Annotated in this window: 21 protein-coding genes, 1 tRNA gene and 1 pseudogene; 11 read left to right on the top strand and 12 right to left on the bottom strand. The window is 41.9% G+C overall.

Translation table 11 applies throughout. The features are described from left to right. Nucleotides 1–6 precede the first annotated feature (6 nt). The 7 genes from HMPREF9145_RS10405 to HMPREF9145_RS10435 all read right to left on the bottom strand — a co-directional run bounded on the left by HMPREF9145_RS10405 (nt 7) and on the right by HMPREF9145_RS10435 (nt 6639). Nucleotides 7–2580: an AlwI family type II restriction endonuclease gene (locus HMPREF9145_RS10405; protein WP_081697759.1), complete on the bottom strand. Its 2574-nt coding sequence runs from the start codon at nt 2578–2580 to the stop codon at nt 7–9. A 12-nt stretch (nt 2581–2592) separates the two neighbouring features. Then, nucleotides 2593–3522, bottom strand: coding sequence for a DNA adenine methylase (locus tag HMPREF9145_RS10410; protein WP_021826350.1), 930 nt, complete (start codon nt 3520–3522; stop codon nt 2593–2595). Continuing rightward, on the bottom strand, nt 3504–4529 hold the full coding sequence (locus HMPREF9145_RS10415; protein ID WP_021826402.1) for a DNA adenine methylase: 1026 nt from the start codon (nt 4527–4529) through the stop codon (nt 3504–3506). The genes HMPREF9145_RS10410 and HMPREF9145_RS10415 overlap by 19 nt, the downstream gene beginning before the upstream one ends. Nucleotides 4530–4541: 12 nt before the next feature. Beyond that, entirely contained in the window at nt 4542–4766 is a 225-nt protein-coding gene (locus tag HMPREF9145_RS10420; RefSeq protein WP_021826311.1) for a helix-turn-helix transcriptional regulator, read from the bottom strand. 319 nt (nt 4767–5085) lie between these two features. Next, nucleotides 5086–6069, bottom strand: a complete 984-nt coding sequence (locus HMPREF9145_RS10425; protein WP_458693788.1) for an ISAon1 family transposase — start codon at nt 6067–6069, stop codon at nt 5086–5088. Between the two features lies 1 nt (nt 6070). Continuing rightward, on the bottom strand, nt 6071–6415 hold the full coding sequence (locus HMPREF9145_RS10430) for an ISAon1 family transposase N-terminal region protein (protein ID WP_021826298.1): 345 nt from the start codon (nt 6413–6415) through the stop codon (nt 6071–6073). A 150-nt stretch (nt 6416–6565) separates the two neighbouring features. Further along, nucleotides 6566–6639: transfer RNA gene (locus HMPREF9145_RS10435), tRNA-Ile, on the bottom strand. 547 nt (nt 6640–7186) lie between these two features. Here HMPREF9145_RS10435 and HMPREF9145_RS10445 point away from each other — a divergent pair. Together HMPREF9145_RS10445 and HMPREF9145_RS10450 are read left to right on the top strand one after the other, a co-directional pair. Beyond that, complete coding sequence (locus tag HMPREF9145_RS10445; RefSeq protein WP_021826381.1) at nt 7187–8131, top strand: bifunctional riboflavin kinase/FAD synthetase; 945 nt, start codon at nt 7187–7189, stop codon at nt 8129–8131. Then, nucleotides 8128–8952 carry a CPBP family intramembrane glutamic endopeptidase gene (locus tag HMPREF9145_RS10450; RefSeq protein WP_021826322.1) on the top strand — a complete coding sequence of 275 codons (825 nt, stop codon included), beginning with the start codon at nt 8128–8130 and terminating at the stop codon, nt 8950–8952. Before HMPREF9145_RS10445 ends, HMPREF9145_RS10450 begins: the two co-directional genes overlap by 4 nt. 177 nt (nt 8953–9129) lie before the next feature. On the opposite strand, the gene HMPREF9145_RS10455 is transcribed toward HMPREF9145_RS10450, so the two are convergent. Then, the gene (locus HMPREF9145_RS10455) at nt 9130–11016 is read right to left on the bottom strand and encodes a heavy metal translocating P-type ATPase (protein ID WP_021826356.1); all 1887 of its coding nucleotides are present in this window, start codon (nt 11014–11016) and stop codon (nt 9130–9132) included. Nucleotides 11017–11792: 776 nt separating this feature from the next. Here HMPREF9145_RS10455 and HMPREF9145_RS14210 point away from each other — a divergent pair. From HMPREF9145_RS14210 to HMPREF9145_RS10465, 4 genes are all read left to right on the top strand, one after another. Further along, nucleotides 11793–11921 (top strand): hypothetical protein, encoded by a 129-nt coding sequence (locus HMPREF9145_RS14210; RefSeq protein ID WP_081697760.1) that lies wholly within the window; start codon nt 11793–11795, stop codon nt 11919–11921. A gap of 522 nt (nt 11922–12443) precedes the next feature. After that, entirely contained in the window at nt 12444–12821 is a 378-nt protein-coding gene (locus HMPREF9145_RS13220; RefSeq protein ID WP_155945309.1) for a hypothetical protein, read from the top strand. Nucleotides 12822–13161: 340 nt separating this feature from the next. Beyond that, nucleotides 13162–14196: a Holliday junction branch migration DNA helicase RuvB gene (gene ruvB, locus HMPREF9145_RS10460; RefSeq protein ID WP_007134845.1), complete on the top strand. Its 1035-nt coding sequence runs from the start codon at nt 13162–13164 to the stop codon at nt 14194–14196. Between the two features lie 118 nt (nt 14197–14314). Continuing rightward, nucleotides 14315–14848, top strand: a complete 534-nt coding sequence (locus HMPREF9145_RS10465; RefSeq protein ID WP_036907501.1) for a hypothetical protein — start codon at nt 14315–14317, stop codon at nt 14846–14848. Between the two features lie 48 nt (nt 14849–14896). Here HMPREF9145_RS10465 and HMPREF9145_RS10470 read toward each other — a convergent pair whose 3' ends face one another. Both HMPREF9145_RS10470 and HMPREF9145_RS10475 read right to left on the bottom strand, forming a co-directional pair. Then, nucleotides 14897–16978 carry a TonB-dependent receptor plug domain-containing protein gene (locus tag HMPREF9145_RS10470; RefSeq protein ID WP_021826364.1) on the bottom strand — a complete coding sequence of 694 codons (2082 nt, stop codon included), beginning with the start codon at nt 16976–16978 and terminating at the stop codon, nt 14897–14899. A gap of 221 nt (nt 16979–17199) precedes the next feature. Next, nucleotides 17200–17850, bottom strand: a complete 651-nt coding sequence (locus HMPREF9145_RS10475; RefSeq protein ID WP_021826286.1) for an HAD family hydrolase — start codon at nt 17848–17850, stop codon at nt 17200–17202. A gap of 277 nt (nt 17851–18127) precedes the next feature. Here HMPREF9145_RS10475 and HMPREF9145_RS14355 point away from each other — a divergent pair. Further along, nucleotides 18128–18205: pseudogene (locus tag HMPREF9145_RS14355) on the top strand (tetrahydrofolate synthase); the annotation flags it as partial. Between the two features lie 75 nt (nt 18206–18280). On the opposite strand, the gene HMPREF9145_RS13830 reads toward HMPREF9145_RS14355, so the two are convergent. After that, the gene (locus HMPREF9145_RS13830; protein ID WP_196809775.1) at nt 18281–18394 is read right to left on the bottom strand and encodes a DNA-directed RNA polymerase; all 114 of its coding nucleotides are present in this window, start codon (nt 18392–18394) and stop codon (nt 18281–18283) included. Between the two features lie 108 nt (nt 18395–18502). Between HMPREF9145_RS13830 and HMPREF9145_RS13835 the strand changes: the two genes are divergently transcribed. Then, the gene (locus HMPREF9145_RS13835) at nt 18503–18667 is read left to right on the top strand and encodes a hypothetical protein (RefSeq protein WP_081697762.1); all 165 of its coding nucleotides are present in this window, start codon (nt 18503–18505) and stop codon (nt 18665–18667) included. A gap of 77 nt (nt 18668–18744) precedes the next feature. Then, a complete protein-coding gene (locus tag HMPREF9145_RS13840; RefSeq protein ID WP_021826405.1) occupies nt 18745–18894 on the top strand; it encodes a hypothetical protein in 150 nt (49 codons plus the stop codon). Between the two features lie 89 nt (nt 18895–18983). Here HMPREF9145_RS13840 and HMPREF9145_RS10480 read toward each other — a convergent pair whose 3' ends face one another. After that, the gene (locus HMPREF9145_RS10480; RefSeq protein WP_021826324.1) at nt 18984–20180 is read right to left on the bottom strand and encodes an esterase; all 1197 of its coding nucleotides are present in this window, start codon (nt 20178–20180) and stop codon (nt 18984–18986) included. 132 nt (nt 20181–20312) lie between these two features. Between HMPREF9145_RS10480 and HMPREF9145_RS10485 the strand changes: the two genes are divergently transcribed. Continuing rightward, nucleotides 20313–20849 (top strand): LOG family protein, encoded by a 537-nt coding sequence (locus tag HMPREF9145_RS10485; RefSeq protein WP_021826372.1) that lies wholly within the window; start codon nt 20313–20315, stop codon nt 20847–20849. Further along, nucleotides 20850–21533: a YiiX/YebB-like N1pC/P60 family cysteine hydrolase gene (locus HMPREF9145_RS10490; RefSeq protein ID WP_021826302.1), complete on the top strand. Its 684-nt coding sequence runs from the start codon at nt 20850–20852 to the stop codon at nt 21531–21533. It begins immediately after the preceding gene. Nucleotides 21534–21619: the final 86 nt, after the last annotated feature.

Consider the following 21619-nt stretch of genomic DNA (forward strand, 5'->3'; position numbering starts at 1 on the left):
TTCATACTACGGTTCTATAAATACTGGTGTACCCTTTTCGTTTTCTGGGTTTATCTCTATCAGTTTTTCTATTAAACGGTGATTAACAAGAAGACTAAAATCCATATCAAGTGCCTCGATAGTGAAGGTCATGTAACTCTTGCGCGGATTTTTGTTAGGATAGCCTAATGCCTTCAGCTCTTCTTTGTTCATTTCCCTATGATCAACAATAGTATATCCAGTCAACTTGTCTGGTTTGCCAAATTCATAGAGGACCAAGATGGACGTTCGACTAAACATCTCCCTATGTTCTTCCATCGAGCCCTTTGTTTTTCCTAATCTTATATTATATATGTTATGCGAGAGAATCCACTCTTTCTGTTTCTTGTTCTTAACACATCCAACAAGAATGGTCTTATCACCACCAAAGAAGTCAATAATACTTTGGTGAAACCGATTCCATTTATAGCATTCAAAAGGCTCTGCAGCCATCATCATCCTGTCTTCCTCTTCGTATTGAGGATACATCGAAACAACTTTTGGCTTTTCTGCCATTTTATAATATAAGTTAGAATTCTCAATGGAAACAAATTCATCATACCACTTTTGAGGATGCATTTCTTGTGAGTCATAAGCTTCGCAGAAATGTTTGTACAACTTTGCGTATGGAATTTGATGCTCAATTATGCATCTCAAATCATTGGTGCGAAGAGGCATAATTTTCATTCCCTCAATGTACTTGTTTGAATCTTGAGGGTCACAATACATGACCATTTTTCTCATTCTGAAATCACCTATAACATTGATATGAAGAAAACTTGTTGCAAAAACACAATAACTGTTTTTATTTCCTGTCCGTAGAAGATGATTACCGAGATGTCTTGATACTGGTTCCATCTCCATTCTTCTTTGGTTTGTGCTATCTGCAAGAGTTGCTTCCAAAAGCAGATTGTGTTCAGGATAGTCTAATGTTTTACCATATTCATACACTATATCAGCTTCACCACCTGCGGCATGGGTAATAGGAAGAAGGCTTGAATCAAGTGATAGTTTCAAATAATCAAGTACCTTTCCCCTACGACCACTTGCTTTATACCATATAATTCCAAGAACATACTCAAATATAGTTGGTACATCAGCGTTGTCTGTTACCATTTGGCTTATTTCACCATCTGTTCTGTTGTCAAAGTTATCAAGCAATTGTAACAACTTGTCATCAGTAAATTTGTCATCGACAAGTTTGTTGAATCGATCATATCTAACTTTGTCAACCTCATCATATGCATCATCAATACTATCTATATGAGTACCAAGCTCTTTATTGATACCTTCTATAATTTTTGTTTCATTAAAAGTAAGTGCAGGACATATACTATCCATAGTACAACTTTTAAATAGCAAATCACACTCCTCGTATGCTTGCTGATACAATTCTTCAATTGCAGCATTGAAAAATTGTTTTGGCACTATATCAAGTTTCACCTGTTCATCATCAAAAATGAAACAATTGGTCAGCCCTAAATAGCGCCTGTTTAAGTCAAGGTAATCTTCCAGCATTGATTTTGCTTTATTTAAATGCATAGTCAAATAGAAAAAACGCTTGAAAGCAGTCTCCGATTGGATGGCTTCTTCTGGTAAAGGCAAAAGGCTCCCTTCAGGGTCTTTTTTGACAGCAGATGTAAGGCTTGTGTTAAACATCATTGTCTTCCACTTAATTGATGTGGTAAGTTTACTCACTGCCAAAAATAAAGGATAAATTCTCGAAAGGTCATGCTGTATGTAAACAGCGTACATTTCAAGATAAACAGGGATGTACGCCTTATCATATTCAGCACTCTTTCGATTCATACCAACAGACAGAAGGAGGTCTCCAGAGAAAGGATGAGTGACAAAGCGGTTCAGACCTTCTTGATAATTACTCTTGTTCAAAAGGAATTCTTTTATAATTTCATCAATACTCCCCCCATTTTGGCGATATTCTTTTATGCTATCCAAAATGTATTCTGTATTGAATTGGGAAGTACATAGTGGCATAAGATACCTAAACTCATCATAGGTTAAATAATCAAGTTCTGACAATAAGAAAAGCACTACGATGAATGGTCGTACTGTATTCCCTGCGTCATCAGCACTTAGCTTAAGTAGCTGTTCAAGATAAACTTGTGAGTCCTTAGATATGTTTAACTGATTTTTCTGAAGGAATGCATTTTCATTTTTTGAGAGTTCAAGAAGATCGCGACCAACATCAGTCAGTCTATGGTTCTCATCAATAAGCCCCATATCATATAGACCACTGGTCTTTTCTCTGGCAGCTTTATATTTCACCTTGTCATCTCCTTTTGTGAAACCATTCTCTACGAGCCAGTCGTAATATCTATTTTTAATTTCATAAATATCCTTTTGCCAAGGAGCCATGTATTTCTTTTCCCAACCTTGATTCTTATTTTCTGGTTTCTTCCAAAAGTCATCTAACAATTGAAGCTGCCATTCGGTCATCCTATTAAATTCTCTTGTCCTAAAGGATGTTGTTCCGAATTTCCACACAAATGAATTGTATGGTATTCGTTCGTAATTTCCTATAAATCTATTATATTCTGCCATAGTCAAAATATTTTAATAGTTTGTGATAAGTACCTCTTGCGATTCTGCCTTTTTGGATTTTTTCTGGTAGTTACTATAATGATAATCCATGAAAAGCTCATGAACATTATAGTTATGAAGTTCTATCCACTCTTTAAGGAGTGTGTTTTCCTTTCCCTCATGCTGGAGGACATTGCTAAGCGCGAATCTTATTTCTCTTCTGCTTAAATTGTCAAGAATATCCAGCAAATCACGTTCGTCCTGTTCATTCCAACCATCCTTCTCATTATACGTTGCAGTAGTAATCAAATAAGGAGGGTCACAGTAAACCAAACTATTCTGTGTTAGCCCATTAAAATCAAATTTTCTAAAATCCTTTGTTTGAAATTCACAATCTTGAAGTCGTAAAGCATCCAAGAATTTTACAAGTTTGGCTTCAATGGCAGTATTGAAATCTCGCTTACCTACAGGTAGGTTAAATTCACCATTATCATTAAAACGCAACTGATTATTAAATCCGAACAAAATTAGAGTATATAACAATATATAGTATTGGTTATCCTTTCTGGGGTAGTTATTAAACCTATCCCTAAGACGCAGAAACTTTTCTCTATTATAGGCTGATACACCTTTGTTAGCATCCCCTCCATAATACTTGAAATTATGGTCACGGGTACGACTAAATTCAAACTCATCAATCAATTCATTGATTCTTTTGATGATTGTTTCATTCTTCATTCTTTTCAAAGCCTTTATAAGGCTAATCAAAGGTTTGGAAGTGTCATTATAAATGGTGTAGCCAGCAGACACATTCATACCAACATTGCATCCCCCACAAAACAAATCTACGAATATATCAATGTCAGTGGGCATAAAAGGCAACATTTGGTCAAGAATACGTGCCTTACCTCCGATATAATTCAGCGGAGAAGATGTATAATTCTTTATCTGTTTACGCTGCATAAGAAAAGTCTTTCCTGATTATCTTTATTTTTAGCTTCATATCCAGCCTCAAAGCCCTTGTATTCAGTTGTAAATACTTGGACATCACCTCTAATTGAAAGTATTCTAACAATCTCTTCATCTGTCAGTTTTGCATTACTCCGACATTGAAGTTTCTTGCCATTATTATTATAACTAAACAAAATATAGCGACAGCGCAATTTCCTTACAAGGTCTTCAAGTGCAATTGCTGCTTGAATACTCTTGCAATACTTACTTTTCATTTTTGTCCTGTCCATCTTCTTAGCCACACCAAAAACTTTAGGTTTAGTCCATAAAGCAACATTTTCTAATAAATGATATGCGTCACAATACTGACGGCTATTATATGGAGGGTCTAAATAAGCAATGTCAACTTCGTCTAAACCAGCGATGTCATTACTATCTGTGCAGTAAATATGATTCCCTTCATTTAGTGGATAATCATTCTCTGGCATACGTAATTCCAAAACACCATCATATTTTCCATCTCTTATGAACGAATCATAATGACCACATGTATGACTTATTCGATCCATTGCGTAAAACAATGATGTAATAACACAAGCATGTTCCCTTGTATTAACATGACCTATGGAGAGCTGTTGCTCTATATCATCTCTAATAAATCCTATTTTCTGACATGTTCTTTTGTCAAAATATGTGTCAGAAAAGTTTTGCGACATATAATTGTCCTCATTTGATGTATCATAAGCATTATAGTATTCCATAAGTTGAGTAAGTTTCTCTCTGTCAATATTTTCAGGTGAAAACCAACAGAGTGCTGCATAATAATTACTTCTCATCATATCACAGACAACCAGACGCTTATCTTGGAATGCTGAAGCCACACTACCTGTTCCTGAGAATACATCAAAGAAAGAATTAACGTCTGTACAATTCTCTTCTACAATTCGTTTAATCCACTCAAGCAACTTATATTTATTACCGAGATACCTACGATTACTTATGTTGAAAGTATTAACCATTTTAACGTATTTCTATTTTTCGTTAATCGATACTTCATCAAAACGCACAAGTTCATTGAGGTCAACATTTAAGACCTTTGCTATTTTGATAAGCATTTCAAGATTTGGCTGGGCATTATTCTGTACCCATTTGGAAATTGTTGCCTGCCCAACGCCAAGTTGCTCAGAGAGCCACTTGTTGGTTAGGTTCTTTTCGGCAATAATTACCCGTAATCTATTCAAATTCTTTTGTTCCATACTGCAATGTTTTGCTGCAAATATACAAATAAAAAATCGAAATAATTTTCTAATTTAGAAAATTTCTTCCAAAACGAAGCATGTAATTAACTCTTTTTAGGCAGATTGACGCCTGTAACACATATAATAAATATATATATAAACTATGTTTGGCGACTCAAAAACATTGGTACGATTGACTTGCTTGTTTTCGTTTCTAATTTGCGAAAACATTTCTTGAACTCACAAAAAATCACCCTAAGTTTCAGGGGGGCACGGAGGGTTACTTTTGCTTCAAAAAGGTGGGTCAGTCCTAAAACCCAGTTGCAAGCCTATCCTCTTAAGCATACAATTTCATAAGCCTATATAAAAAGAAAGGAATATCTGTGACTCCTCTGAACTGTGCCCTGAATGCCTTAACCTTAGCATTGAATGACTCGGCATTTGCATTCGTAGCTCTGTTTACAAAGAAATTGAGTATGGTTTGATAATGATTTTCAAACGTGTTAATCACTGTGTAGAAATTGTCCACTCCCAGCTCTTCAACTTCATTAAACCATTTTGCCAACTTCAGCCTTGCAGCATCCTTGATGCTCTTGATGTTATAAATATCTGTAAGTTTCATAGCCAGCTCATATGCCTTTTTCAGTGTCGGATAATGTTCAAAGATGATTTGTGCCCTACCTTTCTGTGTTTCAGTCCACTTGGTCTTGTGCTTGGTCAATATGAACTTTGCTCTGGCGAGCAACTGCTTACGCGTGTCACCATTGCTGTATCTAAATGGTATATATTCCTTTCCCTTACTTTTAGCTTCTTTTATCTCCTCATTCTCTTTATCTCTTTCTATCCATCGGTAAGCAATACGCATGTCATCCAGAGCATCATAATATAGTTTCTGCACATGAAATCTATCATTGGTAATAAGTGCTTTGGGAAAAACAGCACGGGCTATACGCATCATAGAAGATGATAAATCGAGTGTTATCTCTTTGACAGTCTCCCGTTTAGAAAGGTTTATCGTCTTGAGAATTTGGATGACGTCCTCAGCCTTGGTCCCTTTAACCACAGCTACCAAAGTCCCTTTTCTGCCCTTTCCCGCCTTGTTGGTCAGAAAAGTATAAACCTCGCCACTACTTAGACAGGTCTCATCAATACTTAGATTCTCTCCTATGTTATCTTCAAACAATAGCCAGTCTTGGGCATGTTCCAACTGATTCCAGCTACGGTAGTCGCTGAAATGTTCCTTGTACTGTGTGGATAACAGCTTGCCATTTACGCCATAGTGAGCACCGATGCTTGCGATGCTCTCTGCAGTGGACTCAATTCTATTCTTTTAAAAAAGAAACGAACTCGGGGGATAGTTTACTGTCCTCAGCCGTCAAGTCATCATATGAATAAGTAAATATCTCTCCGTTGGAACTGTCACGCCACTTGCGATGCCGAACATGAAGGTAGACTGCCTTGCCACGAAGAGGAAAGTCCTGAATTACACGCTCGCTGGTAAAACCATAACTGCTTACAGTGCCTAACTTATGGTCTGACTTTTCCATAAAGTTACGCTCGTCAAGCCAAAAATCAAACTGAGAAACACTCTCTTGAATATCGACAACATCAAAGTAGTCGACAAGTACATCTGGAAAAATGCAACGTAATAATTGGTGACTCTTCATGATGCAAAGGTAATAAATACTTATGAAATTATGTGCTTAAGAGGATAGACTTGCAACTGGGTTTTAGAACTGACCCAAAAAGGTCACCTGAAGGTCACCAAGAAAAGAAAAAGCACTTGCGAGAAACTCGTAAGTGCTTGATTATTAAAGTGGACCAGCCTGGGCTTGAACCAGGGACCTCCAGATTATGAGTCTGTTGCTCTAACCAACTGAGCTACAAGTCCGATAAACTAAGTTTGTGCGTGCAAAGGTAGTGGGTTTTGTGGAAAAAACCAAATAAAAGCGGAAAAAAACGAAGGGAAAAGGGAAATTATCTTGTTTTTCTTATCGTGTAAATCCATGCAGTTGGGTTTGCTATCTTGTTTTCTTTATCGTATAAATCCATGTAGTTGGGCTCGCTGTCTTGTTTTTCTTATCGTATAAATCCATGCGGTTGGGCTTGCTTAGTGCGTGACTTGAATACATAAATTGGTAGTTTTCATCGTGTAAAGTAATCGTTTTCATCGTGTGAATTGATTGCTTTCTTGTGGTCAAGTCTATTGCTTTAGTTGCTTGTTTCTGGTAGATTATTTGGTGATATTGATTGTACAACAATGGAAAAAGACTATCTTTGCATAAGATATAGCTGCACTCGACAAACTGAAAGTCTCTTTCTTTGTGCTCGTTTGCAATATCTTTGCATAAGATATAGCTGCACTCGACAAATTGAAAGTTTCTTTCTTTGTGCTCGTTTGCAATATCTTTGCATAAGATAAGCTGTAGTTTGAGTATATGAACACAATATATTTAGGGAAAGAAAATAATGCTGTGGCGCCTTGTGTGGCTACGATTGGCTTCTTTGATGGGGTACATCGTGGGCACAAATACCTCATTCAACAGGTGAATAGCATTGCTAAGGCTTGCGGATTGGCATCGACTGTGATTACGTTTGACCGCCATCCGCGTCAGGTTTTGCAAAGCGATTATGTGCCACAACTGCTGAATCCGCTTGACAGAAAACTGCTTTTGCTCTCTAAAATGGGCATAGACAATGCGGTGGTTCTGCCATTCGATGCGTCGGTGGCACAACTTTCGGCCTATGATTTCATGAAAGAAGTGTTGCGAAATCGTTTGAATGTCAAGAAGCTTGTTATCGGATATGACAATCGTTTCGGGCATAATCGCACAGAAACTTTTGAAGATTATGTGCGTTATGGCCATGAATTAGGAATTGAAGTCATTCATCACACCGCCTTTGAGCTGCATGGTGTGAACATCAGTTCATCGGTGATACGCGGTTTTTTGCAAGAAGGTGAGGTCGAAATGGCCACACTTTGTCTCGGCTATCCTTACACCTTGATAGGCAAAGTGGTTCATGGTTTTGCGCAAGGTCGGCTCATGGGCTTCCCAACGGCTAACATGGATGTGGCTGAAAGTGGTCAGTTGATTCCGGCAAAAGGGGTGTATGCCGTGAATGTTAAACTCAAAAACCAACTCCATCTGCTTCATGGCATGATGAACATTGGCCGCCGACCTACGTTTAACGGCACGACTTTGTCTCTTGAAGTCAATATTTTTAACTTCCGAGGCGACCTCTATGGCGAACTGATTGAGGTGAGTTTCGTTCGTCATATCCGTAAGGAGCGCAAGTTTAATAGTGCTGCTGAGTTGGCCGAACAGCTGCAACAAGATCGCACAATGATAGAAGAACAATTTAATAAAGACAGAGATTTATGAATAAAATAGGGAAAGAAATTGCCTGGATAGGCTTTTATATCGTCATGTTTATATTGATACAGGTGGTTATTCAGTTTGCTTTTGCTGGTGGATATCTTGTATATTATAAGATGCCATTGGCCAATTTGCGTAACCTTTTCATGAGCAACATTACGTTAACGATAGCTTCTACCATCGTCTCAAGCCTTATAACAATATTTGTTTTCTTGAAGAAAGGTTGGGCATCGCACTCTCGTGACTACCTTGCTTCACGTCCCTGGGCCACTCTTTTGTGGGTAGTTGTCGCAGCGATAGGCATTATCATCCCCTCAATGGGACTTGGAGAATTGTTTAAAGTCGATATGCCCGGTGAGTTACAAATGATGTTTGTGCGCATGATGCATAATCCTTTTGGTTATGTTGCCATAGGCGTCATCGTACCCTTTGCTGAAGAAATCGTGTTCCGTGGAGCCATTTTGCGCAACCTTCTCCGCCTTTTCGATGGCAAACCTTGGGCAGCTATCCTTATTTCGGCAGTCATTTTCGGCCTCGTTCATGGTAATTCTGCCCAGTTCTTAAATGCTTCTTTGCTCGGAATCTTATTGGGTTGGATGTTCTATCGCACGGGGAGTATCATTCCTGGCTTTGTACTTCATTGGGTCAATAACACCGTTGTATATGTTGTAGCCAATCTCATGCCAGGCTTTGAAGATGCAAGTCTAAGCCAGCTTTCCAATGGACGACCGATAGTTATCGCCCTTTACATCGTCTTCTCTCTATGTATTCTTATGCCTGCTTTGGTGCAGTTAAACATGAGAATGGGGGAGAATAGGGGGAAATAAGGCCTCACCCGCAATCTCAAGAAAAAGAAATAAGGGGGAAATAAAGCCTCACCCCCGGCCTCTCTCCGAAGAGAGAGGGGAGTAAAATGCTTTGAAAATAGAGTCCAAATAGAACAAAATTGTAGAACATATCACTCCCCTCTCTCTTCGGAGAGGGGCAGGGGGTGAGGCTTCCCCTTACTTCTTCATCACTCTCATGCTATTCATCACGGCCAATAATGCCACACCACTATCGGCAAACACAGCTTCCCAAAGGTTTGCCATGCCAAGAATGCCGAGCAACATCACTGCTACTTTCACGCCAATGGCAAAGATAATGTTCTGCAAAACGATGCGATGCGTGCGCTTACCAATGGCGATTGCCGTCGCAACCTTCGTCGGATCATCGGTTTGAATAACGACATCTGCCGTCTCAATGGCCATGTCGGCACCCATCTTTCCCATAGCAACACCAACGTCACTCAGGGCTAACACAGGGGCATCATTAATGCCGTCACCGACAAATGCCACGCTTTTCCCTTCTTGTTTCAAGGCTTCAAGGTGAGCCACCTTACCCTCGGGGAGCAGGTCTCCATAGCCTTTCACAAAACCTTTGCCATCTTCAAAGTGCGCAATGAGTTTGTCGATGAGGGCTTGTTTGTCGCCGCTAAGCACCTGCATAGCCTTGATTCCTTGTGCTTTTAGCCGTTTAGGAAGGGCAAAAACACCTTCTTTTGGGGTGTCACTCAATAGAATATATCCTTTGAAAACATGGTTTTCGGCCACTGCAACAATGGTTTCTGTCGTGTGTTTCAAGGCTTTGTCATAGCTCACTCCCTCTTTTTCCATGAATTTCAGCGTGCCCATCACCCATGATTTATACTTCATTCCATAGCCCGGAACATTCTCAATAGCTAACTTGTCAATGGTTTCGAGGGGCTGAGGTTGCAGAGATGACACGATAGCCCGTGCGATAGGGTGACTACTTACGGCTTCAACGGCTGCCACAAGTGATAGGTCTTCTTCGCTAAGCCCTATGGTTTTCTCCACCCGAAACACTCCCGTTGTCAGCGTACCTGTCTTATCAAACACCGCCATATCAAGCTTTGTAACGGCATCAAGGCTATTACTTCCCTTGAAAAGTATGCCTTGTCGGCTCGCAGCGCCAATGCCTGCGAAGTATCCTAAGGGTACACTGATGACCAAAGCACAGGGACAACTGATGACAAGGAAGACCAAAGCGCGTTGCATCCACGTTGTAAACTGATAGTCAAATGAGGTGAACAGCGACACAATCCAAGGCAAAACAACTGTCAGTGCAGCCAGAACAATCACTGTTGGCGTATAAACATGGGCGAAACGATGAATGAATGTCTCGGTAGCCGACTTGCGTTCGGCAGCTTCTTCAACCATTTTCAGTATGCGGCTGATGGCACTTTCGCCTGCCTTTCGCACAACATTGAGTCGCACAACGCTATCCGTTGCAATCATTCCTGCCATGACTTCCTGGTTCGTTTCTATCAATCGTGGCACTGATTCGCCTGTAAGGGCGGCGGTGTTAAACGTTGCCGGAGCCTCCAACAGACGTCCATCGAGGGGCACACGCTCGCCCGGTTGCACCTCAATAACAGCCCCAATCTCTACTGATTCTGGCTTCTCTTTGCGGCCATCTGCCAAGCGTGCAAAGTCAGGTCGAAAGGAAAGAAGACTCTTTATGTTGTCGCGTGCACGGTCAACAGCCTTGTCTTGCAATCCTTCGCCTATGCAATAGAGCAACATAACGGCTACAGCTTCGGGATATTCTCCTAAGAAGAACGCCCCAATCGAAGCCACAGACATCAGCATAAACTCACTAAAGAGGTCGTGTTCTCGCCTAATCGACTCCCAAGCTTCACGCATTACGGGCAGGCCTACAGGCACAAAGGCCACGACATAGATACAAAAGATGATGCGAGGATGAACAAACCATCCCATGTTTAGCTTGTCGAGTGCCAAGCCAATGACTAAGAATATCGCCGAGGCAATAATTAATCCCCAGTTCATACCTTCTTCTTCGTGTTCGTTTTGATGTGCTTCGTGTGCCATATTTAATTTGTTTTGATTTCTGCATGCAAAGATAAAGCAAAGGTTTTGCAACCGCGTTGCAAAGTGGAGTGGGCTGTATATTTTTTTTGTTCAGGCGAGAATATGGCGTTTGGCTATTCACATCGCATCGGGTTTTAGGGCTAACGATTTTCGAAAGAAATGGCATGTGCGGAACGAAGTCTATGGTTTGGTTAAATGGTTCATTATGAATGAGTTATCATCTATTCTTCGTTCTCCCTGCACTTTGCGTCATTTCGTGCCGTGTTTTGCCCCATTTCATCGGGTAAAATGCCACAGATCATGCGCCCATTTGCCGCAAATCATTTTTTTATTAAAAACAAATGAAAAGATGATAAAGGTTATAGAGACTATCCACGAAATATAAATGATGTACAAAAAGGAATCGTGTTAGCATGCAACGCCATCGGTATCGCGGTAAATTCCCAATGGATGCACCCACCATTGCGAATGTTATAACGGTGCAATGCCATCGGTTTTATGCCAATATTTCAATGAATACATCCGCCATTGCAAATGTTGCAACCACGCAACGCTGTGGTTGTTATACCAATATTCCAATGGATGTATCCACTATTTTGTATGTTGTAACCACGCAATAATGTCGGTGTTATATTAATATTCCAATGAATGTGTTCGCTATTTTGTATGTTGTAACTACGCAATAATGTCGGTGTTATATTAATATTCCAATGAATGTATCCACTATTTTGTATGTTGTAACCACGCAATAATGTCGGTGTTATATTAATATTCCAATGAATGTGTTCGCCACTATGAATACTCTCACCACGCAACTCGGTACGAGTTGTTCCTTTGATAGCCCGGGGTTGGCGAGGAACGAGCCTACCCCGGGTAAGCATCCGCAAGGAGATTCAACGCCATAGGTGTTGAGCTTTTTCTATGAAATCACGCTTACAATGAAACATTTTATGGCGGATAACGTCGAAAAAACGCAACACCTACGGCGTTGTTTCCCACACAACATACGTTAACCCAGGGTAGCCTGCACTATCGTTTGGCAACCCTGGGCTATCAAAAGCGCAACACCTACGGCGTTGAAATATTCATTTTTCGATACGATTTCCTTCGTTTTTCAACATGATTTAATGACCTGTCACGCGGAAATAAACATTATCTGCGACGTTAATCCAAATAATTTGTGAAACAATATGTATCGAGGCATAATTTAATATCCAAAACCTCATGCTACAATTTGTACCATTTCATCCAATAATCTGCGTCATTTCATTGTGTAAAACGCGGCATATTACGCGCTGATTTGCATTAAATCATTTTACGCTTCATTATCAACAACATAGCCACCCCCAATTACCCTTCAAACAACCCCCTCCATTTGCAAGGCTAACTACTCCCCTCCCTCTTCGGAGAACCATAGGTCGCTGTTCGTGAAGCCTGCGAAACGAGGAAAGCAAAGGGCTGGGGGTGAGGTTTTATTTCCCTTACACTATTTCCCCTTTTATTATCAACCACGCCATGCTCACAATTGTTTCATCTCGCAACTGCGTTGGTATTGCGCTATTATCCCAATGGATGAATTTCGCAAAATAAATGCCCTCATGGTGCAACTCGGTACGAGTTGTTCTTTTGATAGCCCGGGGTTGGCGAGGAACGAGCCTACCCCGGGTAAACGTTCGCAAGGAGATTCAACGCCATCGGTGTTGAGCTTTTTCTGTGAAGTCACGCTTACTATGAAACCTTTTATGGCGGATAACGCCGAAAAAGCGCAACACCTACGGCGTTGTTTCCCACAAACCATACGCTAACCCAGGGTAGCCTGCACTATCGTTTGGCAACCCTGGGCTATCAAAAACACAACACCTACGGCGTTGAAATGTTCATATCATGGTGTGTTTGACGGCATCATACGTATGAATAAATGGTGAACTACAATCTTAAAACTATGAAATTGTCTTATGCAAACACTGCATATACATTTGTGTTATAGTCATTTGAGCCTTTATTTCCTAAGTATTCTTCTTTTATCTCTTGCCTATTCGCCTTATTTGCACTATCTTTGCAGAAGATAGGCTGCACTTGGTAATCTACAAACAAGTTTGCATTACGCTCGTTTGCACTATCTTTGCATCAAATAAATTGTTAAGCATGACAGAAGATTTCGACATAAGAGAAGAGCGTATTTCGACGGAAGAGAAGGACTTTGAAAACGCACTTCGCCCGCTAAGATTTGTTGATTTCAACGGCCAAAAGAAGGTGGTTGAGAACTTAGAGATATTTGTTGAGGCCGCGAAATATCGTGGAGAGCCACTTGATCACACGTTACTTTACGGTCCACCGGGACTGGGAAAGACGACCCTAAGCAATATTATTGCAAACGAACTTGGCGTGGGTTTCAAGATAACCAGTGGCCCTGTGCTTGACAAACCCGGTGATTTGGCGGGCATATTGACGTCACTTGAGCCCAACGATGTACTCTTTATAGACGAGATTCACCGTCTTTCGCCCGTGGTAGAAGAGTATCTTTACTCGGCAATGGAAGACTATCGCATCGATATTATGATTGATAAGGGCCCGTCAGCACGTTCGATTCAGCTCGATCTTAACCCCTTTACACTCGTTGGAGCAACGACACGTAGCGGTATGCTTACAGCCCCTTTACGTGCTCGTTTCGGTATTAACATGCACTTAGAATACTATGATCCCGAGACCTTAAAACGCATTATACGTCGTTCTGCCATGCTGTTGAAGGTGCCAATTGACGATGAAGCCGCTATCGAAATCAGTAGAAGAAGTCGTGGAACGCCTCGTATTGCCAATGCATTACTGCGTCGTGTGCGTGACTTTGCACAGGTAAAGGGAAACGGAACAATAACAAACGAGATAGCACATATAGGACTTCAGTCGCTCAACATTGACCAATATGGACTTGATGAGATTGATAATAAGATATTACTCACTATAATTGACAAGTTCAAAGGAGGCCCTGTGGGTGTTAGTACGATAGCAACGGCGATAGGAGAAGACGCTGGTACGGTGGAAGATGTCTATGAACCATTCTTGATTATGGAAGGTTTCATCAAACGAACGCCCCGTGGTCGCATGGCAACTCCATTGGCTTATGAACATTTAGGGCGTAATCCTTATATGGGAAATGTAATGGAACCTGGGCTGTTTGAATAGAGAGGGTCTCACAACAAGCCTCTTTCTAAGAAATAGAGGAGAGTCTGTTGCATTGTAATATATGTGATTTGGAGGTCAGGTTCAAAGCCTTATATCATCTTTTTAAATAGTTATGCCTATGAAAAGAATGCTCATTTGTTGGATAATTCTAATGGGATTATTGACGAGTTGCAGTCATTGCGTGTTGCGTTCAGGTGGACTTGGTGATGCCGATTCTATTCATGTAGAATATACAGGGATGGGAGGAACAATACGATATGTCATTGATCACAGCGATACGCTCACGATATTGGATGGCGTTTTCTTTCATGATAGCCTTGGGAACGATTGCTCTCATCTCTTTGAACCTGTCAGAAAGGTTGCTTCTGACGATGTATTGGTGATTAAAAGTCTGGCGCGTCAGCTCTTTGTTGAACGCTCAAAGCCTGATACTTTGTGGGTAAAGCCCTATGAATATGGTGTTACTGATTTGCCAATTCTTTCCGTTCATGTGTTTAAAAAGGGGAAAGAAGGCGCCTATTATTATGATACTGGCGAGGAAAAGAATGGCATAGTGTATTCCACTTCCACTAAGATTAAGTACTCACCTGCCTTTCTTGAGTTTACACATCGGCTGGATCAGTGTTTCGAAGAGGCGCAAAAAACGAAATGAAAAAGAAGAAACAGGCAAGTGATTTCACCTGCCTGTTTCTGTTATTTCTTATAAATGGAGGGTTAAAGAGCCTCCAGCCATGACCCAACAGCCTGGTTGTTTCACGTTACCTACATCCACATAGCTTCGGTTTAGAAGGTTGTTTCCCTCGAGATAGAGGCTATATTTCGGCATATTCCACGCCAATCGAGCGTCCAATAAGCCATAAGAGCCATAACGATGCAGTGCTCCTGACGGATCCTTATAAGTGCCCATGCGATGCTGAAAGCGGTAGTTTACGTTAAGATCTAACGCTTTCCAAAGGTTCAATTGCAGGCTACTTGTCACCTTATTCTTTAGATATTCCAACGCGTAAAGGCTGTGAATACCGGCTGCTTCTATTTGATGTTGTTGAATGAAACAATAGCCAACACTAAATGATTTCAATAACTTCTGACTTGGAAGTAACTGGCGGAAGTCTGCATTTAGTGTCGTTTCAAAGCCTAAAGCGTTAATCGTTCCGAAGTTAACGGACTTCCAAAGTATTGCTCCTGCAGCGTCTTTTTCGCCATCATCAATCCAATCGATGAGGTTAGTATGGTGATTATAGAAGCTACTTACAGTGCCTGAAAGTCCCTTTTTGTTATATTTCACCCCAACTTCTACGGCAGAAAGTTCCTCAGGTTTAAGGTTTGGATCGGCTTTATGGCCTCCAACCGAGTAGAAAAGTTCGGTTACTGATGGCATGCGAAGCGACGTATTATAACTCGCATAGACTTTCCATGCATCACCAAATCTATAACTTGCGTTGATGCTTGGATAGACTTTTACATTCATTTCGGCCCAACTGTTCTTCACACCCACTACTCCTGCCGACATCGTTAGACGCCCAATGAGAAGGTTATGCTCTGCAACGAACTGGATGTTTGTGCGATTAAGCCCCATCTTATACATCACATTGTCGGTTCCTTTCACGTGTTTGGGCTTGGAAAGTGGGTTGCCAAGGTTCGTACTTACTAAGTCTTCGTTTCGCAATTCAGCACCAAACGCCGTGCGACCTAACGTCCAATCAAAGTATGCATTGACGTTAACGCCGTAGACATCTGTACGATGATAGTTGAAAGGATAACGTTCCGCATGGTCGCGAAAGAGTTCAAAGCGGTCGTAGTTATGATTCCAATAGATAGCCGGACGCCATTTAACAGCACCCTTTCTTGTTTCAGCTTGCACCGCCGTATAGGTCTTAAAGGTATGTTCAAACTGGTCATCATACTTGGAACTATAGTTAGTACTCGAGCCAAAGTCTTTGTTGCTAAGGCCTGCATGCCAACTAATGGAGAGGTCATCATCGTCATAAAAGCCCTGATAAAAAGCCTTCTGACTTCGGAAATCAGTATTTAACGCGCCGGCTTTATTGCGATTATAGCCATCGGTTCGCATGAAACTGCCCGATAATTGATTGTTCCATTTGCCCCTCGCTACATTGATTCTTCCTCCCGAAGTGACTGAGCCGAAGCTGCCACTTGCCGCATGTAGGGTGACACTTGAAGTTCGATTGGCCTTTGTAACGATGTTTATGGCACCAAGAAGTGACGATGTTCCATAAACACTTGCAGCCGGTCCTTCGAGTATTTCAATGCGTTCTATCTCACTGATATCTACGGGAAAATCAAATGCATTGTGTCCCGTTTGCGGATCACCAATGTTGATTCCATTGAGAAGCACCGTCATCTGCTCATAGTTTCCGCCTCGAATACTCACGTCAGTCTGCGCTCCCAATGGGCCACGCTGACGCACATCGACGCCTGAAACCAATTTCAATAGGTCGTTAACACTATGTACTGGCGCCGCGTTTACATCCTTTCGACTCAGTACAGTTACCATTCTCGACTGCTGACTTTGCGTCAGAGGCGCCCTTGATCCGGTGACTTTCACCTCGTCAAGCAACGTGGGTTGTCCGCTCTTATAAAGCGAAGTGTCGGCCTTTTGCACGTCAGTGCTAATGCCTTTTGCTTGCGCATTAGAGAGTGTTGCCACGCTAAGTATACCGATAATTACCTCTTTACCAAGGCATGAAAAGAGTGCAAAGCCCTTGTTGGTAAAGTGATTAAAACGGATACAACGGCGCTCGTTGAAAACTGTTTTGTTCACGTTTAAATTACTTTTTAGCGTTTATGCAACTGCAAAAACGATGGCAAAATTAGTAAAAATAAATGAAATAAGGAGTAGAAATGATAGAAATTTGTAAATAATAAATAGGGAAAAAGATTGTCAAGTGCAGCTAACGGAGCAGCGGAATGGGGCTGTTCGCGTTGATACACATCATATTATGTTATGTGCTTTACTGCCTTTTGGCGTGTGTTCTCGCTGTTTTATGGTTCCAAACACTGTTCAATCTCAGCAAAATTATCAATGATATAGTCGGCGAGGGCAGCCTCAAGGTCTTCTCTTTTGCCATTTCCATAGGTCACACCGCAGGTCTTTGCCCCCGCATTTTGTCCCATCTGAATATCAAAAATGGTGTCGCCGACCACCAAAGCTTCGGCAGGTTGCAACCCGAAATGATGCAAAGTGTTGAGCACTGGCTCGGCATTTGGCTTTGCATTTTCAACGTCGTCAGCCCCCAAAATCAAACGAATATAGGGCTCTAAATGCAGTTCTTGAACGAAAGCTACCAACGATTGATGGCCTCGACTGCTTGCAATCGTCACGATAAGTCCCTCATTGTGCAATTGTTTTATCGTCTCAACAACCCCCGGAAAGGCTGGAACGGCGCCGGGAACATTGTTTTCCATGAACAATTTATGATAGAGATGAGCACATGCTTCGGCCTGTTCTTCAGTCATGTTTTGCAAGGCTTTGAAACATTCTTTCAATGGAAGTCCGATGGTTTTCGCACATTCTTCGGTCGTGCGTTCAGGCAAACCGAGTTGTTTGAGCGTTGTTTTCATCGTGCGGGTGATGAGCGCTTGCGAGTCGCCGAGCGTTCCATCGAAGTCCAAAATCACAATCTTTGTCTTCATCTTCGTTGCAGTTTTGCTCGCGAAGGTACACATAAAATCGCAAAAAACAGCTGCTTTTCGGATATAAAATGCCGCAGTCCATCTTTTTGTGGGTTATAAACCATAAGCCAATGATAATCAAAATGTTATCTCATTCCATAAAAATGGTTTTGTAGTTTGCACCAAATCAGCCTATAATTTGCATCAAAACACGCGATGATTTGAGGCAAATTATCGCACGAAATGCCTCAAATCGTTTGTCAATGTTCATTTAACAACGAGGCAACGCCGTAGGTGTTGTGCTTTTGATAGCCCGGGGTTGGCGAGGAACGAGCCTACCCCAGGTCAACGTTCGCAAGGAGATTCAACGCCATAGGTGTTGCGCTTTTTCTGTGAAGGCACGCTTACAATGAAACATTTTATGGCGGATTAATCAAAAAAAGCTCAACACCTACGGCGTTGTTCCCCGCAAACCATACGCAAACCCAGGGTAGCCTGCACTATCGTTTGGCAACCCTGGGCTATCAAAAGCGCAACACCTACGGCGTTGTTCCCCACAAACCATACGTTAACCCAGGGTAGCCTACACTATCGTTTGGCAACCCTGGGCTATCAAAAGCGCAACACCTACGGCGTTGAAACATTCATTTTATAATACAATTGCTACCTACATATGAATAAATTAATAGCAAAATATGCCAATATTCCAATTAATGTATTTTCCATTATACATGCTCTCATGGTGCAACTCGGTACGAGTTGTGTTTTTGATAGCCCGGGGTTGGCGAGGAACGAGCCTACCCCGGGTAAACGTTCGCAAGGAGATTCAACGCCGTAGGTGTTGAGCTTTTTCTGAGAAAGCATGGTTATAGCGAGGAGATTTATGGCGGATTACGCTTAGAAAGCGTAACACCGATGGCGTTGTTCCACGCAAACCATGCATTAACCCAGGGTAGCCTACACTATCGTTTGGCGCCCCTGGGCTATCAAAAGCGTAACACCTACGGCGTTGATTCAAATTATTTACACGCTAAAATGAGTCGAATGACAACGCAAGATGTGTAGAAACACAACGCAATACGTCTTATTTTATACTGCGATTTATCTCAGAACATGCAGTGATTTGGGGCAAAACGGATGATGGATACGCCCGGTTATTTGAACAATTTGGGCACAAACTCACTCAAATAGATGCGCCAATTGCGCCAAATATGTCCTCCTTCGGTCTCTAAATAGGTGTATTTGAAGCCCTTACTATCAAGATAATGGCGCAAATTGGCATTGCTTTGATAGAGGAAATCGGTGCTACCTATGCCTATCCAAAATAGCTTTGGGTGCTTCATGAATAGCGTATTGAGCTTTTCATTGCGTCGAGCGTAAATCTCTTCTATGCCTCCTTTCTGCTCTTTATCAATGGCAGCAGAGAACAATCCGATGTAATCGAAGGTGTCAGGATGGTTGATGGAGAGATAGAGTGAATGGAAACCACCCATCGAAAGGCCTGCAATGGCGCGATGAGCCTTGTCGTTTTGGATGCGATAAGTATGCTCAACAAAGTGCATTAAGTCAGGAAATGCCTGCTCAAAATAGCCATCCATTGTCTTCGGTAGGTGCATTGTAGGAAGTTTAAAGCCTTCGGGCGTTTCGCCAGGACAGGCTACTTGCGAGATGTTTCCATTTGGCATGACGACTATCATGGGCTTAGCTTTGCCCTCAGCAATAAGGTTATCGAGGATTTGTACGGCTCTTCCGAGTTCTGACCAGGCTTGTTCGTCACCGCCCATACCATGTAGCAGGTAGAGCACGGGATATTTTTCGCGGCTCGTTTCATAGCCAGCGGGGGTGTAAACAGTGCAGCGTCGTGTCATTCCTGCCGTCGGACTGTTATACCATATCTTTGAAACAGTGCCGTGAGGAACATTGTTCACCTTATAGAGATTGGCTCTTCCGCCGTCTATTAAGAATATACTTGCAACGTTGGCAACGTCTCTCAACACATAGACATTTGACGGATCAGCCACCTTTACGCCATCAATGACCATGTTATATTGGTAGAGTTCGGGCGCCAAAGGAGTCTTTGTGGTGTATGTCCATACGCCGTTTGCGTCTTTGTTGAGGTCCGTTGTGCCTGCAATTTCATATTCTCCTTGAGGCGTTTTCACCTTTTGTGCTGGTAGAAAGTCACCTGTTATCTGCACCTTTTGAGCCTCGGGAGCATTGATTCTGAAAGTAACCGTCTTGTCGTTGTGTACTTCTGGCGACATGGAACCTTGTGCATTGAAGATGTTTTGTTGGGCAAAACAGCCTGTCGAAACACTCATAAGACAGAGTGTAATCAATTGTTTTTTCATATCTTTTGATTTTGATTGTGTTTATGTTTCTTTCGATTGTTTCGTTTCTATGAATGATTTCGTTGTGTAAAAGTAATAAAAAAGTGGGCCGCATCCTATCTTTCTGTCGTTTTTTTTAATAATTTTGCACGTATGAAAATAGGTGTTTTTTGTTCTGCAAACAATCAGATTGATGCAGAATACTTTAGATTAACCAAGGAGTTTGGAGCCTGGGTAGCCCGCGAAGGCCATTCCGTTGTCTTCGGAGGAACCAACACTGGGCTGATGGAAGCTATCGGAACAGCCGTTCATGAGGGTGGGCAGAGAGCCATAGGAGTTATTCCTCGCATCATTGAAAAAGGCGGAAAGGTGAGCAAGTCGGTAGATATCAACATCGCATGTGACAATCTTAGCGACCGAAAAGACCTGATGTTAGCGCAAAGCGACATATTCGTTGCATTGCCAGGTGGCATAGGAACACTCGATGAAGTGTTTACTATTGCAGCCAGTAACACCATTGGTTATCACTCCAAGAAAGTGATTTTGTATAACATGAAAGGCTTTTTCAATCCACTCATTGCCTTACTTGACGCGTTGCAAGCACAGGGTATGATTCGTGGAATGTGGTCTGATTATATCCAAGTAGCCTCAAATCTTGACGAAATTGCAGCCTATGTAGCTCAAGTATAGATGGAAAAGAGTTGTAAACACATCGTGCTTTGCCTTATGGTGGCAGTCATAAGCTTGTTTTGTGGCTGTCAAACAACAAGGCAACGTGCTGCTGACGGCACGCTGATAGCTACGGAACGACACCTCAAAACGGGTGATCTCTTGTTTGCTTTCGACCCTCGTGGCAATGCAATTACAGCCGTAACAAGTGGAGTTCAAGGCCTAAAAATAGACCATGTTGGTATCGTTTTAAAGGATAAAAAGCAAGTGGTTGTGGCCGAAGCAACGTCAAGAAAGGGCGTGATTCTTACGCCTTTGGCCGAATTTCTGACGCATAACACGATACCAGGAGACCGCTATCCGTCGGTGGTTCGCGGTCGATTAAAGACGAATTTCGATGAGGCTGTGTTGCGAACACGCGTGAACCATTACCTCGGATTACCCTATGATTCGCTCTATATGCCTGATGATAGCGCGATATATTGTAGTGAACTCGTGCAGAAATGTTATGTTTCAAAGGGTGGAAAGGCTATATTTCCGACAATTCCCATGTCATTTCATGACGCGAGTGGGCAGATTACACCTTATTGGAAGGCCTTTTATGCGCAGCGACACAAGGCTGTTCCAGAGGGAATGTCGGGCACAAATCCCGGTCAACTCTCACGGGATAGCGTCTTGAAGATTAGTGCTTTGCTGTCGTATTGAACGGGTTTTGCACCTCAAAGTATGGTGCTTGCTTCTTCAAAGAGATGCTTTTCACTCAATAAATAGGTGCTTTTCACTTCTCAAAA

Source organism: Segatella salivae F0493 (assembly GCF_000477535.1).
GTDB classification, from domain to species: Bacteria; Bacteroidota; Bacteroidia; order Bacteroidales; family Bacteroidaceae; genus Prevotella; species Prevotella salivae.

What these genes read in the sequence shown, in the direction of transcription:
- HMPREF9145_RS10405 (WP_081697759.1), bottom strand. Translation starts at nt 2,580, where the DNA reads ATGGCAGAATATAATAGATTTATAGGAAATTACGAACGAATACCATAC.
- HMPREF9145_RS10410 (WP_021826350.1), bottom strand. Translation starts at nt 3,522, where the DNA reads ATGCAGCGTAAACAGATAAAGAATTATACATCTTCTCCGCTGAATTAT.
- HMPREF9145_RS10415 (WP_021826402.1), bottom strand. Translation starts at nt 4,529, where the DNA reads ATGGTTAATACTTTCAACATAAGTAATCGTAGGTATCTCGGTAATAAA.
- HMPREF9145_RS10420 (WP_021826311.1), bottom strand. Translation starts at nt 4,766, where the DNA reads ATGGAACAAAAGAATTTGAATAGATTACGGGTAATTATTGCCGAAAAG.
- HMPREF9145_RS10430 (WP_021826298.1), bottom strand. Translation starts at nt 6,415, where the DNA reads ATGAAGAGTCACCAATTATTACGTTGCATTTTTCCAGATGTACTTGTC.
- HMPREF9145_RS10445 (WP_021826381.1), top strand. Translation starts at nt 7,187, where the DNA reads ATGAACACAATATATTTAGGGAAAGAAAATAATGCTGTGGCGCCTTGT.
- HMPREF9145_RS10450 (WP_021826322.1), top strand. Translation starts at nt 8,128, where the DNA reads ATGAATAAAATAGGGAAAGAAATTGCCTGGATAGGCTTTTATATCGTC.
- HMPREF9145_RS10455 (WP_021826356.1), bottom strand. Translation starts at nt 11,016, where the DNA reads ATGGCACACGAAGCACATCAAAACGAACACGAAGAAGAAGGTATGAAC.
- HMPREF9145_RS14210 (WP_081697760.1), top strand. Translation starts at nt 11,793, where the DNA reads ATGAATGTGTTCGCCACTATGAATACTCTCACCACGCAACTCGGTACG.
- ruvB (WP_007134845.1), top strand. Translation starts at nt 13,162, where the DNA reads ATGACAGAAGATTTCGACATAAGAGAAGAGCGTATTTCGACGGAAGAG.
- HMPREF9145_RS10465 (WP_036907501.1), top strand. Translation starts at nt 14,315, where the DNA reads ATGAAAAGAATGCTCATTTGTTGGATAATTCTAATGGGATTATTGACG.
- HMPREF9145_RS10475 (WP_021826286.1), bottom strand. Translation starts at nt 17,850, where the DNA reads ATGAAGACAAAGATTGTGATTTTGGACTTCGATGGAACGCTCGGCGAC.
- HMPREF9145_RS13830 (WP_196809775.1), bottom strand. Translation starts at nt 18,394, where the DNA reads ATGGTTTGTGGGGAACAACGCCGTAGGTGTTGCGCTTTTGATAGCCCA.
- HMPREF9145_RS13835 (WP_081697762.1), top strand. Translation starts at nt 18,503, where the DNA reads ATGAATAAATTAATAGCAAAATATGCCAATATTCCAATTAATGTATTT.
- HMPREF9145_RS13840 (WP_021826405.1), top strand. Translation starts at nt 18,745, where the DNA reads ATGGCGTTGTTCCACGCAAACCATGCATTAACCCAGGGTAGCCTACAC.
- HMPREF9145_RS10480 (WP_021826324.1), bottom strand. Translation starts at nt 20,180, where the DNA reads ATGAAAAAACAATTGATTACACTCTGTCTTATGAGTGTTTCGACAGGC.
- HMPREF9145_RS10485 (WP_021826372.1), top strand. Translation starts at nt 20,313, where the DNA reads ATGAAAATAGGTGTTTTTTGTTCTGCAAACAATCAGATTGATGCAGAA.
- HMPREF9145_RS10490 (WP_021826302.1), top strand. Translation starts at nt 20,850, where the DNA reads ATGGAAAAGAGTTGTAAACACATCGTGCTTTGCCTTATGGTGGCAGTC.